At 44.8% G+C, this 18,970-nt stretch carries 4 protein-coding genes; all 4 read right to left on the bottom strand.

The window, feature by feature from the left end; genetic code table 11:
• Positions 1 to 88: 88 nt before the first annotated feature.
• Complete coding sequence (locus CJA_RS00090; RefSeq protein ID WP_012485702.1) at positions 89 to 1,474, bottom strand: RHS repeat domain-containing protein; 1,386 nt, start codon at positions 1,472 to 1,474, stop codon at positions 89 to 91.
• Positions 1,475 to 1,517: 43 nt separating this feature from the next.
• Positions 1,518 to 2,174, bottom strand: coding sequence for a hypothetical protein (locus tag CJA_RS00085; protein ID WP_041550767.1), 657 nt, complete (start codon positions 2,172 to 2,174; stop codon positions 1,518 to 1,520).
• On the bottom strand, positions 2,174 to 6,379 hold the full coding sequence (locus CJA_RS00080; RefSeq protein ID WP_012485701.1) for an RHS repeat-associated core domain-containing protein: 4,206 nt from the start codon (positions 6,377 to 6,379) through the stop codon (positions 2,174 to 2,176). The genes CJA_RS00085 and CJA_RS00080 overlap by 1 nt, the downstream gene beginning before the upstream one ends.
• Positions 6,380 to 6,447: 68 nt before the next feature.
• Positions 6,448 to 18,942 (bottom strand): hypothetical protein, encoded by a 12,495-nt coding sequence (locus tag CJA_RS00075; RefSeq protein ID WP_148208762.1) that lies wholly within the window; start codon positions 18,940 to 18,942, stop codon positions 6,448 to 6,450.
• Positions 18,943 to 18,970: the final 28 nt, after the last annotated feature.

Below are 18,970 nucleotides of genomic sequence, written 5' to 3'. Positions count from 1 at the left end.
AATATTGCCGTTAAAAACAAATGAGCAAAGTAACTAATTATCGAAACAATACATAGAAAAAAATTAAATCCAATACTAACTAATAATTTCATTTTTTAGGTCCCATAGTAGACTCATGTTTCATATTATATTCAGTCCATTTTTTCACAATATCAGGCAATCTAGTTTGATGCTCCGAATAATGATATCCAGAATGCTCAACAACCTTTTCAACCCCACACTCATCCACCTCTTTACACTTTATAACGTATGTCACATCCTCAATATTTATTGAATAATGATATGAAACCTGTATCCAGTGCTCCAAAAAGATACTTATTGCTGCTTTTTTTCCTCCAGGTATGGGAAATGCAGCTGCAAATAGCAGTTTCGATTTATAAATATAAGGGTCACCAGTAATGATTTTATTCATATTTTTTGACTTATCAGACAAGACAATTTTTTCGCAACCAGGAAGCAAAGCCATGTCAGGTTTGTGCCCTATAGACATTAAACCTAGGGGATCAAGCAAACTTAGAGGATGTCCCTCCGCATAACTAAACGTATTGATACCACCTCTCAAACCAATCGGATCACTCTGAATATATCTACCCAACGCTGAATCATAATCCCTGAAGTAGTTATGATGCAGCCCGGTCTCATCATCAAAATACTGCCCCGGAAAACGCAAGTTGTTTTCCACAGTATCAATCGTAATATGAGCCTTACCAAACGCCGAATACTGCGCATCCCACACAATATTTCCTGCATCATCCAGCATCTGCTGCGGTGTATCCAAATGATCGTTGTGATAGTAATACAACTCTCCCATTGCTGTACGCTGAAATAGTGGGTCGGTCATCCAGGTCTTCTGTGGGTGAAAGTGGTATTCCTTGATGAGTTGACCGGTACTTGAGTATTCAGCGGCCAGACCATTCCCGTTGTAGAGATACCAGGTGGTAACACCATTCACCGTCTTTTTGACACGCTGACCATGAAGGTTATACGCATACTCCGCAATGGTAGTGTCATCACGTTTTACTTCAATCAATCGCTCTTCGTGGTTGTAACGATATTCTGTTGTAACACCATTCGTCGTTTGGGTTTTAGTATGGCCGTTGGCGTTGTAGGTGTATGTTGTGTCCTGGGTATCATCACTGGAATCAATGCTTTGCAATTGATTCTTCTGGTTGTAGTTTTGGCTTTCGCTCGTGCCATTTTCCGTTCTGGATATGCGATTGCCTACACTGTCATACTCAAAGCTCTCATCATTCGCCGCATAGCCTTCCGGTGAGTCTGCTGTGGTAAGACGGTAAAGATTGTCGTAACCGTAATTGAAAATGCCCTCGCCTCTTTCAATCTTCTTGATGTTCTGCTCAAGGTCATACTCATACAAGGCTTTCGCCAGTTCAGCGTTATTTGCCTTTTTCAAGACACGTTCCCTTAGCTGCTGGAAAGCATCGTATTTGAATGAGATTTTCTGGCCGCCGGGCAACAGTAAGGTTTGCGGTACTATCCAGTTAACTAAAAACAGTGTTCTACTTTCCCTTTATATGCACCTTATCAAAATGATTCTTAAGAATGTTATAAATGTGTTTACTTCCATCATCTTTTCTAGTCTCAAGAAGTAATAATGCACTTTTGAATTTATCCAATGCGTATTTATTATTCATAGCCAGAAGACCAAACCCTGCCTGTGATGCAGGGAGTTCCTTATCATTCAATAAAACATTAACCAATAAATCTACATCTTCTTCATTACCAATAAAGCCTAAACTCAGAGCAGAAAAAGCTCTATACCCCTGATTACTACTATAAATATTTGAAATAATAAATTCCTTATACTGAATATTTTTATCCCCCCCTTTAGAATACAAAATTTCTGCGATCAATATTCTAATAGGGATATTTTCCAAGATTTCCAGATTCCATTTATTGTCAATAAAATTAACTTTATTCCATACATCATTTAATATATTTAACTTCTCTTGAGAAACATGGTCATAGTATCTCAAGCCAGATAAAACATTTAAAATATAGCCTTCTTTATCAAGAGAAAAAGAAAACATAGATTTAAAATTTTTAATGTCATTTTCATGATTTACATCATGTGATATATCATTTTTATAATCGCATCCAACAAGAAAAATTTGGATAAAAATTGTAAAACATATAACTGATTTATTAATTTTCATTAAAATAGCTCCGCAACAGACCACCAGTTAGTTTTCTCTTGTTTATCATCTCGAACTAGCTGTTCATCATAACCACCTGGAATAATTGTTGGTGGTAAATGATTACCACATTCATCTTCTTCCTGACATTCCACATAGTATGTCATCCATTTATAACTTTTATACATATACGTTATTGTCTGCTTCCATAATTCATATTTGAGAATTTTCCCATCAACATCATTATGATCTCTAACTTTTTTCTTAAATTTTATAAATGGGATAATTACTTGAAAAACTTTCGTTGGAGGTCCCATTTTTACATCATTTTCATCACGAATGCCGCTACCTGTAGTTATAACCTTACAATTTTCTGGAAGATCAGAAGGAACATATAAACCTAAAGGATCAATTAATACAGCAGGATTTTGGTAAGCATAAACATATGTATTAAATCCACCACCTAATCCAATCGGATCACTCTGAATATATCTACCCAACGCTGAATCATAATCCCTGAAGTAGTTATGATGCAGCCCAGTTTCGCTATCAAAATATTGCCCCGGAAAACGCAAGTTGTTTTCCACAGTATCAATCGTAATATGAGCCTTACCAAACGCCGAATACTGCGCTTCCCACACAATATTTCCTGCATCATCCAGCATCTGCTGCGGTGTACCCAAATGATCGTTGTGGTAGTAATACACCTCTCCCGCTGCCGTACGCTGAAATAGCGGGTCAGTCATCCAGGTCTTTTGCGGGTGGAAGTGGTATTCCTTGATGAGTTGACCGGTACTTGAGTATTCAGCGGCCAGACCATTCCCGTTGTAGAGATACCAGGTGGTAACACCATTCACCGTCTTTTTGACACGCTGACCATGAGGGTTATACGCATACTCCGCAATGGTAGTGTCATCACGTTTTACTTCAATCAATCGCTCTTCGTGGTTGTAACGATATTCTGTAGTGATGCTGTTTTTTGTTTGGGTTTTGGTGTGACCGTTGGCGTTGTAGGTGTATGTTGTGTCGTTAGCATCATCAATGGCTTGCAATTGATTCTTCTGGTTGTAACTTTGGTTTGCACTGATACCGTTTTCGGTATGAGTTGTGCGGTTGCCTACACCATCATAACCAAAGGTTTCATCATTCGCCGCATAGCCTTCCGGTGAGTCTGCTGTGGTAAGACGATAAAGATTGTCGTAACCGTAATTGAAAATGCCCTCGCCTCTTTCAATCTTCTTGATGTTCTGCTCAAGATCGTATTCATAAACTGCTTTGGCAAGCTCTGTGTTATTCGCTTTTTTCAACACACGTTCTTGTAACTGTTGGAAATCATCGTATTTGAATGAGATTTTCTGGCCACCCGGCAAGAGCAGAGTTTGCGGAACCATCCAGCTAAATGCTGTCCAGCTGATTTGTCCTTCACCGGGTATATGCACCGCCATCAGCTGGTTATTTTTATTGTAGAAGTAGGTATAGGTAATGCCTTCGGGATTGGTGTAGGTTTTTTTCAAACCATTGGGGTAGTAAGAATAGCGATACGTTTTAGTAAAACTGCCAAAGTTAACCGCTACCGATTCTAACTGTTCCAGGTTGTTGTAGGTGTAGGTTTCACTGAGCGGAATCACATCGGCGGTGGGTGTTACACCGTCTGGCAGGCTGGTTGATACCTGCTGGCTCCAGTTGGTTAACTGGTTTTTATCATTGAAGTGATAGTTGATGACTTTGATCGGGTGAGTGTGGTCTTTATTGGCAAAGACTTGGGTTTTTACCAGACGATTAGCCTGGTCGAATTCATAGGTAGTCATTTCCTGCTCAGGATTAATACTACCGATCAGATTGCCGTTTTGGTCATAGGCGTAGCGACGCTGGCGGTCGGTGTTCTGGTCACCGTCTTTGGTTTCGGTCAGCAGGCGGTCATTTTTATCGTAGGTGTATATCGTCAGCCGACCTTCCGGGTCTTTCACTTGCAGCAAATTGTCGCGGGCATCGTAGGAAAATTCGGTTACGCCACCTTCGGCATCGGTAATCTTTTTAACACGACTTAATACATCGTATTCGTAAACTGTTTCGTTATCTTGAGCGTCTGTGCTATTCGTTATATTACCCAGAGGATCATAGCCATGCTTGCGGATATAGTTTCGGCTGTTGGCCTGTTGGGTAGTTTGTTTGACACGATTACGGTTGTCATATTCCAGTAGTTCTTTGTAAGTGGGATACTGAATACTACGCAACAGGTCTTCAACATAGTTATATTGAGTAGTATTACCTTCACCATCCACGCTACGGAATACACGACCCTGTGCATCATAAGCGGTTTGACTTTTATTGCCATTAGCATCGGTGGTTACGGTTAAACGCCCGGCCTTATCGTATTGCAGCTTGGTAACTTTATTATTGTCATCCGTTATAGTCAGCGGCTGACCATTAGCATTGGATGTCAATGTAACCTTACTGCCACCGGCAGCAATGACCGTTTCCAGATCACCGGTTTTTGTATAGGTGTAGGTTTCCCCTTTATTGTAGGGGTCGCGGCGGGTTAATAAATTACCCGCAGCATCATAGGTATTTTTCCAGGTATATTGCTCGACAACAGGCAACAGATGTGCGCGTGCATCAATGATAGTTTGTGCATTACCCAGGGCATCGTGATCACTGTAATGCGTGATATTACCCTCTGGATCCATTACCTGGATGATATTGCCGTATTGGTCGTATTCATAATAGGTAACCGCTAATTCTGTATTGTTGGCTACAGACTCCCCAGTAATTTTTGTTTTTATTTGGCCAAATTCATCATAAGTGTAGCGAGTAGTACGTTCGTCAGGTGTACCCTTAGCCTCTACCAGGGTAATTAAATTACCGCTGGTATCGTATTCGTAGGTTGTAGTTATACCTTTTTCATTGGTCTCACTGATTGGTAATGACCATTGACTATGCAATTTGCGCGAACTGCTTGTACCATCTGGATAGGTTACACCGATTTCATTTTTCCATTGGTCATTTTCATAAGTGGTTACATCACCATTTGTGTCAATAACTTTTTTGTACTTTACATAAACAGGCTTATTAATTAGGTTGGGATCATTGCGTAAACATGGGCTATCGGGATTATTTGACTGATCATCATTTCCACAATAGCGAGTTTTTCCAACAAACTCCGAACCTCGGTACCAATATTCTACCCGGTAGGAATAGTTTTTTATGATGCTTTCCACGCCCTTGGATCCATCAGAAAGAATATATTCCACATTGCGCTTATCCTCACCATCGTTACTTTCCCGCACAGCAAGGCCCATGGCATTATTCCAGGTCTCCTCTACCCGCCCAGTGCCATCAATTTTAGACATGTAGTAAATCTGGTTTTCCTTGTCATAGTTGTATTGATAGCGCTCACCAACCCCATCAGTATTAAAGCGGGAAATAAACTTGCCGGTCTTTTCAATTTCGTAGCGGGTAACACGGCCATCTGGATCTTTTAATTGTGTTAATAATCCGTTGTCACTGTATACATAAGTCCATACCTGCCCGCGTACATCGGTTACCGTTTCCAACTGATGGTTGTTATTCCAACCATAAATCACTGTACGGCCGGCATAATCTGTAAGGGTTTTTATGCGCTGTAATTGCTGACTCTCATCTTCTGGATTGCTATAGGTTTCATAAGTAAGGCTGAGTACCGTATTTTGGTGATGGTCTTTGATACTCAGGATATCGCCATTGGCATCGCGCTCCAGGTAAACGTAGACCTTATTCTTGTCAAAATAGTTAATAACACGACCATCCAGGTCATAGGTAATACCATTGCCCTTACGGTCATGCCAGACATATTCTGTTGCGGTTTTGGTAATAAACTGGTTGAGCTGGTTTTCGTAGACAACCTGTTCTGCTGTTTCTGAGGTTTTTCGGTAGAGCTGGCCGGCACGATACACTGCCAATACGCTGGTTGTTGTTTCACCTGATGCATCAGTCATGCTATGCAGCATGGGTTGCAATTGCCCCCAGCGCTCATTCCACTCCCAATGTTCACCACGCCACACGCGATTTATACGAACATCACCGCCAAGCACTTTAAGGCGAATATCCTCAATAGTTTCCTGATTATGCAAACCGGAAAAGTGCGGGCCAGCATTATCACTGCTAATACCACGGGCAGCATACGCTTGTTGCGAAAGCAGCAATATGCAGATAACCATTAAATTGGAGAATAATTTTACTAATTTCACGGTAATACTCTTTGTTTATCTATATTCAATCCATGGAGCTTAGCAAGCGTAAGGACTCCGACTTATTTTTACTTACCAGAACCATTACCCTTGTTACAATCGTCACATTCAGTATCAGCAATACACCAAAGAGCATCATATGGAGCTGATCCACGAGGCCCCCATCCCCAACCACCAAGAATTCCATCCCTACGGCTATTTTTATAAGTACTCACGATTTTTTGTGCATTATTGTTACCACTATTGATGCCACAAGATCCCCAATTAGAATTAAAGTGGCCAGACGCTTGGCTGGTTACCACTGTTTCATTAACACACTTACCTTGGTAAGTTACGGTGTAAGACCCACTGTAACTTCCACAACCCCCTCCTGTTGCCGTAGCCTCAGATTCCGGATTGAAGTCGCGCAGTGCCTGAACACGATATGGCAGGGTAAATACCTGGCCTGGCTCCAGCGCAGATGGCATCTCTTTCAGGAACTCAAAGCGAACCAGGTCATTGGTTATGGGCAACCCTTCCTTTAAATTGTAAGCACGGATTAACCCATGGTTAGTCAAGGTGAATTCGCCCTGGAAAACCTGGCCTTTTTTCATAACAGGTAGATTTACAGACATAGGGCTGAGAATAACAACAGGAGCCGGGACGTTGGTTTTGAATGTGGCCTCCAACTTTATTTCATAGCGATCTTCAACCGTGATTTCCCGCACAGACCATTCCACATTCACCAAGTTATTCATCAGGAACACTTTTTCACTACTGGTGATATCCGGTTTTACCCAAATACGACCGCTAACACTATTGTGGTCATTTGCGCTTGCACGATAGGCATAACGACCCGCAGGAATTTGTTCAAACAGCACCTCACCTTTTGCATCCGTATTCAGGTTATAGACCTCACTGGGTACATTTTCATTTTGTAATTGAATACGCGCCTTATTAACACCTTCGATTATTTGGTTGTTATTATCCAGTGTTGCGGTGTAGATATCTGAAATCTTAAAGAAGGCATTACCTTTACCGGATTGTGTAACTTTAATAAATACCGGTAGGGTATAGGCGGTAAGGTTGGCACCCTGTATTTTTAGTTTAAACTCATAAATGCCATCGGATATACCGACTTTCGGTTCTGCCACTATTTGCACCTGGCGCGATTCTCCTACCGGAATATCACCCAGTGTATTTGCAGTAGATACCCGGACCCAATCGGGCACAGGGGTACCATTGTTCGCAATCAGCTCCACTTGCGCGTTACGCAGTGTATCCAGACCAGAATTCGTCACTATTACATCTTCATACACTGTTTGATCCAGGCCTACACCTGTATCAATAAAGGCAGGCTTGGTACTGACGGCAGGTGCTGCCGGCGATAATTTATAAGCAATATTGACCGTTCCCAGCGCATTAGCACCAAGGTGATTATCTGCCTCGACACGATAGGTAATTAAGCCTATATCCGCTGCTTCGTTATTACCGGTAAATGTCAATACCAAATCCTTAGCGGTATTCGCAGAAACACTCACAAGCGGCTGATACGTGACACTGACACCCGCAGGAAGCTCAGCGACTTGTTGTTGTCCATTTGGCAGTTGCACCAGGCGCACATTGGTCAGGTTGGTTTCCTGGTCAGCACGTATACGCAAATTTATTTTTTGTAGGTAATTGCGCGGTGCTTCCATGTCAATGTCCAATGGGCTCACTGCCCCGCCTTCTGCAATAAACTCTCCCTGATTGGGCCTGTCGGTCATTTCCGGGTGAACAGCAGAGATGCGGTATTTACCCGCTGTACCATCCGGTTTATAGCTGAATACAAAGTTGCCGCTGGAATCGGAATAAACCGTACCTATGCGTTCAAATCCGCGCACTGTGGTTATTATGCTGACGGGTACATTAGCAATTGGTTCGTTAGTTACGCGATCCACCGCCCTGCCGGAAATAGTCACTGCGCCATTCTTGGCGTTTACTGTGGCCGGTTGTACATCGGTTACTACCGCGAAGTAGGGTGTGTCATTTAATTGGATATCCTTGCTTATCCCTATCGCAGAAATTTCTACATGATTTTCCTTACCCAGCTGGTAGTGGTATTTATCCACTACCAGTCGCAGGCGAACCTGATCCGGTGCCGCCGCAGGGATATTTATTGTGAATTCTTGCGAGGTGAATAGCGTCTTCGGCTCTACACGAGCAACGGTGTGGCCGGAGGATACATTGATTACCCCTCCTGTAGTCTGCCGGATTGCTTTCTGGGTCAGCAAATTGCCGTTCACATCTTCCAAAATCAAACGGATATCTGTGGAATCTGCCTTACTGTTGTTGGTCGCCATAACCAACTCTGTTTCCACATCACTGGTATTGGTCAGGTTAAAAGAGACTTTGCCTGAGCCGCCACGGGTAAAGTTTTCCGTATTCATATCCAGTGTTAAATTGGAACTGCCTACGTCAACCGACTCAAGCTGGTTAATACGAATACGCTGGTTGGTTTGTGGTTTTTGCTCAAGGCGCAAGGATAAATTGGTCATCGCATCCAGTTTATCGTAACCACCTACTACGACCGGCACTAATTGACTAGCACCACCATCGACATCGAACACTTCGGAAATATGCTCACGTACCTGGCCGTTTTCAACCAAGGTGACATACAGGCGAATGCTTTCAGCCTTACGGGTGCCCTTGTTACCTATACGGAACCATAATTGGTTCATTACACCACGTTCCAGCAATACGGCTTTGTTACGCTCCAATGTCGCTGATAAAGCCGGTAAACGTAATTCGTGTGGTGCGCTCTCTACCTGGTTTTCATCTACAGCGATCACACTGTATATCACTTCTTGCCCGGCACCTTGGCTGGCCTGGTTATTGTTATAGGTATTGTCTGTGTAACTGGTATTGGTCGATGAATGAACTATCCCGTCAGGTGTCAACAGTTCCGCCTCTGTATCACCGGTTTTACGCAGTACCCGATAACGTTTAACGCCACTCCCCTGATGTTGCCAGGCCAGTTGCGGATAGCCATTGTTATCCAACGTAATATATAACTGGTTAACCGGCAGTAATCCCGCATTGAGGTAGGCGGTTGCACTGGGTACAGATTCATTGCCTGCCGCATCTATCGCTGTCACAAAATAACTATGCTGATCGTCAGCAGGCTTGGTATCCAATGCTATTAATGCGGGAATACGTGTCTGAATAGGTGTATAGATAGACGGATCACTAACTTCCACCCCTTGTGCCAGGGAGGTGCGATACAGGTTATAGGTCAGTCCTTGTTGGGATTGGTTGGTCCCCTCTGCATCCACCATGGGAGCCAACCAGCGAGCCACAATGCCTGCGCCATTTAATTCCAGTGTCAGGTTATCCGGTTTTGCCGGTGCAACGCGATCCGACCTTACACTTACACTTTGCGATGGACTGCTTTCTGCCTCTTGGCCATTGTCATGGCGAATAGAGGCAACGGCATAGAGATAGGTTCCATCCACCAGGGTTTGGTCTTCAAACTCTGTCGCTGTAACCTGTGGTAATGCAACCAACTCGGAGTCCATGGGTCCCTGGCGATAAATCACATAAGCCGATGCTTTATCAACGGCACGCCAATGCAGTTTTATCTTTCCGCCAGGCAACGCTGTTACGCTTAGATTACCCGGAATGTCCAATGGCGGCAGATCACCCTGATAAACCTGGAACTGGTTTTGTCCGTGAATACGGGTTGACAGGTTATTTAAATCATCCACTGCTGCATGACTAAAACCAAGCTGCCCTACAGACGACATTGCCACCGTATTGGGCAGGGTAAATTCTCCCGAAAAACTTAATCCATCGGTGTCTGCCATGAGTGATATGCCATCACTATAACCAACCAATGGCAGACCATTTACCAAGGGCACTAATTTTACCTGTGTGCCTGATTTAATGACTTCTCGCAAACGAATAGATACATTTACTTGTAAACCTGTAGATGAATCTATTTTCAAGGGCTCTACTGGCGAGATTGCTAATTGCGTGATATCCGGCCCTTGTGTATCAATATTTAATGTGCCGCCCTGCTCAATATCCGTGCCGCGGTTGCCCAGCTTATCGAACGCCGACATCACAGCGTAGGCAATACCGGACCCCGTCGATTCGGTAATTTCAAATTTTCCGGTATACAACGTGTCATTGGTATAGGATTTCACAAGGTCTATGGATAAGGGCAGCCCCGCCTCAGGCACTACAGCAAAATAGGGCGCATTTCGCAAAGGCTCATCAAATGTTGCGGTAATATTAACCATCCCTCGACCATAGGTTTGACTCTCCGCATCAAATTCACCTTCGGGCGTGAAACTGAGCTGCGTGATTTTGGGCCCTGCGCTGTCAACAATTGCACTGATTACAGTGGAAAGTGCACTTTCATTATTAGCCTGGTTAACAGCCGATACGGCATAGAAATAATTTCCATCTATGGCAACCAGGTTGCTGAAGCTGGTTGCCGTCACCCATTGGTTGTTAATCCTGGTAACACCTGTATCTGTTTTTTCAGTAAAGGCGGTATCCGCACGATAAATGTTATATCCCTTTACCTGATTATTCGGGTCGCTACTCACTACCGCATGCCATTGCAAATATACCTGCCCCTGTTTGGCAGAGGTAACACTGAATCCTTTTGGCGAGTCAGGAATTTGTGTGTTTACCGTTACGCTATGTGCTGGGCTATAAGCGCTCCATTTATCGCGGTTTATATAACGGGCTTTCGCCGATAAGGTATTCAAGCCTTCGACTAAATCCAGAGATACAGAATAATCACCATTCGAATCCACGGATATTACATCTGTAATATCTACGCCGTTCAGTGCAATTATTACTTCTGTCCCTACTGCCGATTTACCTGTCAGCTGCGCACTGGCTTGATTAAGGGTAGTGTTTTTAGCGGGTGACACAATAGTCGGTAGTGCCGGTGGAGCCAGATCAAGGGAGAATGGATATTCCCTGCTGGTGACATTTTCATAGGTATCGTAAACATCAACACTCAATGTATAAGTACTATCGGTAAGTGACAGCACATCCAGTGCCTGCACATATGCACCTTGAGTATTCGTAATCAGAACATTACCCAATGGCTCATGATTTAATGTAAATACTACCCGGGATATTTTCGATTTATCCGTTGCTTGAATTGCAAATGTCCCGGAGTAGTCAAGTACAGGATTAGAATCCAGCGATTTAATAGAGACTGATGAAATATATTCAGCGCTGTTAATGGTTGGGCCTTCTGTATCACTTTGTGGGGTTACCGTAACGGGAATAACCTCTTTAAATTCACCGTTTGAATTATTTACTGCGGTTACGGCTACATATACGGCAGCTCCATTTACAAGGCCATTGACTAACGTTTCAATCGTTGTCTGACCAGAAGTACCTTTATTAACAATTTTTCTTGGTGTCATCCCGGCAACAGAAGTAAATGCATTTTCACTGATATAAATAGCGTAATGTTTTATCAATGAATATGCCGGTACCGGTGTCCAACTGATTTTGGCGCTTTCAACTCCCGGCTCTGCAGTGATATTGGATGGATTAGGCAATAGGGTAATCGCCGGATTGGTCACTCCAGAGCTGATATTACCGGTCTGATCAACGACAGAAATACGCAGATTATGGGCTGTTGCCGGTTGCAAGTCGGCAATGGTATAAGTCACCGGGTTAGCATCACCAATATCTGATTGGTTCAGTGTAGTTGTCTGGATTTCACCATCGCCCAGGTAACTGACGAGATATGATGCGAGATCACCACTTTTATTCAATGATGGTGTCCAGCGAATCTCCAACTGATCTAATCCCGCGAACACTTGCAGGTTAGTTATCTCTTCCGGAGCACGGGTATCTATCGGCTGGCCAGCAACAGCCGTAACCTGTGGGATGAAAAGATTCGATTTATCAACAGCGACTACCGCAAAATAATAAATATTGCCTGGTGTTAAGCCAGTAATTGTTGTTGCGGTATAACCTGCCGGTACCTCTTTAATAAGGGCAGCGTCATCAATATGTGTAAATGCATTTGAGCTGAAATAAATACGATAGTTTGCAATATCATTTCCATTCAGAATCTCGTTATAGAGTATCCAGGAAATTGTTAATTCGCGACCTTCGCCAGTATTCAATACACTAATTGGTACTGCGCCTGGCGGTATATTGTCATACATGATGTTCGCTATGACAGGTTCACTGTGATTACCGGCACGATCCCTGACAACAAATTCTAATCGATTGGCACCGCCAGAAAGCGTTTTCGTATAAGACCAACTGGTTGAACTGGTTGCACTTATTATAACCTGGCCATTCAATAAAACCTGTGCATAAGCTTCTTTAGTGCCCTTAAAGGTGTGCGTACTGATCGACGTTTCCGATGGGTATTCGTCCAGTTGAGTTGCAGCAGGAGGCGTTTGGTCAATCGTAAAGCTATAGGTATGGCTACTGGCATTACCAAAATAATCCAGGATATTACTGGTTACCTGATAAGTGCCCTCTGACATAGGAGTTAATGGCTCCCATGTAAACTGCTTTGCGTTTAGTTGCGCACCGCCACCGACTGGTACATTATTTTGTTGTACAACAATTGTTGAGTTGGCACCATCAATACCACTGCCATTTTCTGTGACATTAATACGGATAAATTCAGGTGCTATAGCAAGATAAGTATTTGCTGACGGAGTTACCGTATTTACCGATGGTGCAATTGAATCCACTTCAACTATTAACTGAACCTCTGGAGAGGTATTTGCCGCTGCATCTTTTGCAATTACTGATAAATTGGTAACACCCTGAGGCAAAACCAATGTATGGGACCAATTGGTGGATCCGATAGGAATAACCTGGATATTGTTAATCCAAACTGACGTGTCAGCTTCTCTTGCACCAGAAACTGTAAATTGTGTTGTGTTTGTTTTATTAACATTCGGTGCAACAAGCTGGTCAATAGTAACGGCTATTGGAGCGTCAATATCAATTTCAAAGTTAAAGAAATATGCGTCTATTTCGCCCTCTGAAATTCCATTACGGTTTTGATCCAAGTTATTGCCCAAGACAGAGATAATATCAGGCCCTACTTTTAACGTGTAACGACCGTTGGAGAATGCTTGAGCAAATGTAAATGTAAAACTCTTATCGCTATGGGCAGTAATATTTACTGGGTAATAAACAAGATTACTCTCGTCCGTTACCAATACATCATCAACCGTCAAGCTGCTAGAGTCTATAGGAACACTAAAGTCGACTCGAATTTCATGAATGGGTTGATTAGTAACTGCACTCAAACTTGTTGCATAGACATACGGCGGTGCTTCTGTTTGCTGCTTATAGATAGTACCTGGTTGGCCGTTATTAGTGCCTGAACCACCCGACACTACAATTTTAGTATCCGTTATTCCTGACAACACTTCATAGTAAATAGCAATACGACCGCCGCCACCTCCACTACCACTATAACCTGCTCTACGACTACCGCCCCTGGCTGTAATCTCACCCGTTCCCGATGATACTAACGATCCTACATCCAGCCAGATAGAGCCACCCGAGCCTCCGCCCCCCACATTGGATGCATCGTTGCCGTTCGCCAGAATCTTTCCATCCAGTTGCACATTGGCTGCTATCAACTTAAGTGCGCCACCACCAAGGCCCCCGTTTGTCCCCTGGCCTCCTCGACCAAAATCAGTAGGCTCCTGATAGCTACCAAACGGCTCCAGTGCTTTATGGGTACTGGAATAATCACCCCCTTTGCCACCGTAACTACCACCGGTATAGGTACCGCTGCCTGAATCAGCCGTTCTGCCTTTGCCTGACACATCAATACTGCTGCCATCTTCAATAACAACGGAGGCAGCCTCCAGGATAATTCCTTCGGTAAAGGTACTACTCGCCACCGGTGTGGTTAGCACACTATTATTTTTTATATGGATACTGTTGAAGCTATGGTTCTGTGCCAAAGATAAGGTAATACCATCCACTACCAAATCATTATGGGGGACGGTTAACTGGCCATTAACATTGATAACGGATGTAGCGGCTCCAGTGCCAACAAAGGTATCGGTAAATTCTGCATTTCCGTTTACATTAATAGCACCACCTTGCAAACTGATTGCGCGATTGAACTGTGCATTACCCGCAATATTGATGGTGGAATTCACCAGCCCCAACTGGGCATTATTGATAACAGCATCACCTGCAAAATTGAGCACACTGTTTTGAGCATTTAGCTGACCGGTCAGGGTATCTGCGTCTGCCAAGGTGACCTGGCTGTTGGTGATATCCAATCTGACCGATGAATCAATATCCTGCAGTGACACCGACGCATTGTGAATGTGAATATGGGTTTCATTACCCAGATCGCGGAATGTGGTTATCGGATAGTTTGCACCCGAGCCAGTACCCGTGATGACAAAAGGATGAACGACAGTTCCTGTCTTGTCTTTTAAGTAAACTGATCCAGAGCCACCGTGGTATGCACTATCGGTTGATCCACTACCACTTCCTCCCGACGCGGTTACCTTTGTATCCAGCAGACCGGTTTTGCTGGTGTAGTAAATGGCAATTCGGCCTCCTCCTCCACCGCCACCAGAATAGCCTGACCTGCGACTACCACCCCTGGCTGTAATCTCACCCGCTCCCGATGATACCAACGATCCCACATCCAGCCAGATCGAACCACCCGAGCCGCCGCCTCCATGAGAAGTGGCCGTTACCCCATTTGCCAGAATCTTTCCATCCAGCTGCATACTGTCTGCAATCAGCTTGAGTGCACCGCCGCCACGGCCACCATTATTACCGCCTAGACCAAAATCGGTGGGACTCTGGTAACTACCAAACGACTCCAGTGCTTTATAGGTACTGGAATAATCACCCCCTTTACCGCCATAGCTGCCCCCGGTATAGCTACCGCTGGCCGGATCAGCCACCCTGCCTTTACCCGACACATCAATACTGCTGCCTTCTTCAACAATGACCGTTGTCGCTGTTAAGGTAATTCCCTGGGTAAACGTACTACTCGCCACTGGTGTGGTTAACACACCATTATTTTTTATATGAATACTGTTAAAGCTATGGCTCTGTGCCAGGGACAGGGTAATCCCGTCCACCACCAGGTCATTATTGGGAACGGTTAACTGGCCATGGATACTGATAAAGGACGTGTCCGCACCGGTGCCAACAACAGCATCCGTAAACTCCGCATTACCCGCTACATTAATAGCGCCACCCTGCAAACTGATTGCGCGATTGAACTGTGCATTACCCGCAATATTGATGGTGGAATTCACCAGCCCCAACTGGGCATTATTGATAACAGCATCACCTGCAAAATTGAGCACACTGTTTTGAACATTTAACTGACCTGTCAGGGTATCTGTATCTGCCAAGGTAACCTGGCTGTTGGTAATATCCAGCCTGACTGATGGATCAATATCCCGCAGTGACACTGATGCATTGTGAATGTGAATATGGGTTTCATTACCCAGATCGCGGAATGTGGTTATCGGATAGTTTGTACCCGAGCCATTGCCCGTGATGACAAAGGGATGAACGACAGTTCCTGTCTTGTCTTTCAAGTAAACCGATCCGGGGCCACCGTGGTATGCACTATCGGTTGATCCACTACCACTTCCTCCCGACGCGGTTACCTTTGTATCCAGCAGACCGGTTTTGCTGGTGTAGTAAATGGCAATTCGACCCCCGCCTCCTCCCGCGCCGGAATAACCAGGTCTGTGACTGCCACCATCGGCTGCAATTTCTCCTGTATCTGAAGAAACTAACGATCCCACATCCAACCAGATTGAGCCACCCGAGCCGCCACCTCCATGAGAAGTGGCCGTTACCCCATTTGCCAGAATCTTTCCATCCAGCTGCACACTGTCTGCAATCAGCTTGAGTGCACCGCCGCCAAGTCCTCCATTCCGCCCCCCGAAACCAAAATCGATGGGTTCCCGATAGCTACCAAACGACTCTAATGCTTTATAGGTACTGGAATAATCACCCCCTTTGCCGCCGTAGCTACCCCCGGTATAGCTACCGCTGGCCGGATCAGCCGCTCGACCTTTACCTGATACATCAATACTGCTGCCTTCTTCAATAACAACGGAGGCAGCCTCCAGGATAATTCCCTGGGTAAAGGTGCTACTCGCCACCGGTGTAGTTAGCACACCATTATTTTTTATATGAATACTGTTAAAAATATGGCTCTGTGCCAGAGACAAGGTAAGACTGTCCACCACCAGATTATTATGGGGGACGGTTAACTGGCCATTAACATTGATAACGGATGTAGCGGCTCCAGTGCCAACAAAAGTATCGGTAAATTCTGCATGTCCCGTTACATTAATAGCGCCACCTTGCAAACTAATTATCCGATCGAAGCGGGCATTACCCGCAATATTAACCGTGGAATTTACCAACCCTAACTGGGTATTACTGATAACAGCATCACCTGCAAAATTGAGTACACTGTTTTGAGCATTTAACTGACCTGTCAGGGTATCTGTATCTGCCAAGGTGACCTGGCTGTTGGTAATATCCAGCCTGACCGATGGATCAATATCCTGCAGTGACACCGACGCATTGTGAATGTGAATGTGGGTTTCATTACCCAGATCGCGGAATGTGGTTATCGGATAGTTTGCACCCGAGCCAGTACCCGTGATGACAAAAGGATGAACGACAGTTCCTGTCTTGTCTTTTAAGTAAACTGATCCAGGACCACCGTGGTAGCTACTACCTGTCCCTCCGAATGCAGTGACCTTTGTATCCAGCAGACCGCTTTTATTATTGTAGTAAATGGCAATACGGCCTCCTCCTCCGCCTCCACCAGAATGACTCGGTCTGCGGCTACCACCTCCGGCAGCAACCTCACCCGTTCCCGATGATACCAACGACCCTACATCCAACCAGATCGAGCCACCCGAGCCTCCACCCCCCGTACTGGATGCATCGTTGCCGTTCGCCAGAATCTTTCCATCCAGCTGCATATTGTCTGCAATCAGCTTGAGTGCTCCACCGCCAAGCCCTCCATTCCGCCCCCCGAAACCAAAATCGATGGGTTCCCGATAGCTACCAAACGGTTCTAATGCTTTTTGGGTACTGGAATAATCACCCCCTTTGCCGCCGTAGCTACCTCCTGCGTAGTTACCACTGCTTGAATTCGCTGTTCGGCCTTTACCCGACACATCAATACTGCTGCCTTCTTCAATAACGATGGAGGTAGCTTCCAGGATAATTCCCTGGGTAAAGGTGCTACTCGCCACCGGTGTGGTTAGCACACTATTATTTTTTATATGGATACTGTTGAAGCTATGGTTCTGTGCCAAAGACAAGGTAAGACTGTCCACCACCAGATTATTATGGGGGACGGTTAACTGACCATTAACATTGATAACGGATGTAGCAGCGCCAGTACCAACAAAGGTATCGGTAAACTCTGCATTTCCCGTTATATTGATGGTGCCACTTTCTAAGCTGATGGCATGATTGAACTGCGCATTACCTGCAATATTGATGGTGGAATTCACCAGCCCCAACTGGGCATTATTGATAACAGCATCACCTGCAAAATTGAGTACACTGTTTTGAGCATTCAACTGACCAGGGAAGACAGTATCTTCCAAAATAACGTTACTATCTGTGATATCCAACCTTACCGACGGATCAATATCCCGCAACGACACCGACGCATTGTGAATTTGAATGTGGGTTTCATTACCCAGATCACGGAACGTGGTTACCGGATAATTTGTACCCGAGCCAGTGCCCGTGATGACAAAGGGATGAACGACAGTTCCTGTCTTGTCTTTTAAGTAAACCGATCCAGGACCACCGTGGTAGCTACTACCTGTCCCTCCGAATGCAGTGACCTTTGTATCCGGCAGACCGCTTTTATTATTGTAGTAAATGGCAATACGGCCACCACCACCACCACCACCCGAATAACCTGACCTGTGGCTACCGCCTCTGGCTGTAATCTCACCCGTTCCCGATGATACCAACGACCCTACATCCAGCCAGATTGAGCCACCCGAACCTCCACCTCCATAAGAAGTAGCCGTTGCGCCATTTGCCAGAATCTTTCCATCCAGTTGCACACTGTCTGCAATCAGCTTGAGGGCACCGCCTCCGCGACCTGCGTTTGTACCTTGGCCTCCTCGGCCAAAATCGATGGGTTCCTGATAACTACCAAACGGCTCCAATGCTTTTTGGGTACTGGAATAATCACCGCCTTTGCCACCATAACTACCACCGGTATAGGTACCACTGCCTGAATCAGCCGTTCTGCCTTTGCCTGACACATCAATACTGCTGCCTTCTTCAATAACAACGGAGGTAGCTTCCAAGACAATTCCCTGGGTAGAAGTACTGCTGGCGACTGGTGTAGTTAGCACACCATTGTTTTTGATTCTAATGTTACTAAAAACATGTGAGCCACTAATCGTTAATGTAGTGCCATCCACGAGAATGGATTGTCCATGATAGGTTGTATCACTGGCATTTATTGTTGTTGGCTGGTCGATAACAATCCAGCCATCAAGCTCTTGTTGACTGTGTGCTTTATTAGCCAACAGCCCCAAAAGAAAAAATGACCAAAGA

It is taken from the genome of Cellvibrio japonicus Ueda107 (genome assembly GCF_000019225.1).
GTDB lineage: Bacteria > Pseudomonadota > Gammaproteobacteria > Pseudomonadales > Cellvibrionaceae > Cellvibrio > Cellvibrio japonicus.
The sequence above is the reverse complement of the archived record's forward strand: the minus strand, read 5'-3'. Positions and strand labels throughout refer to the sequence as shown.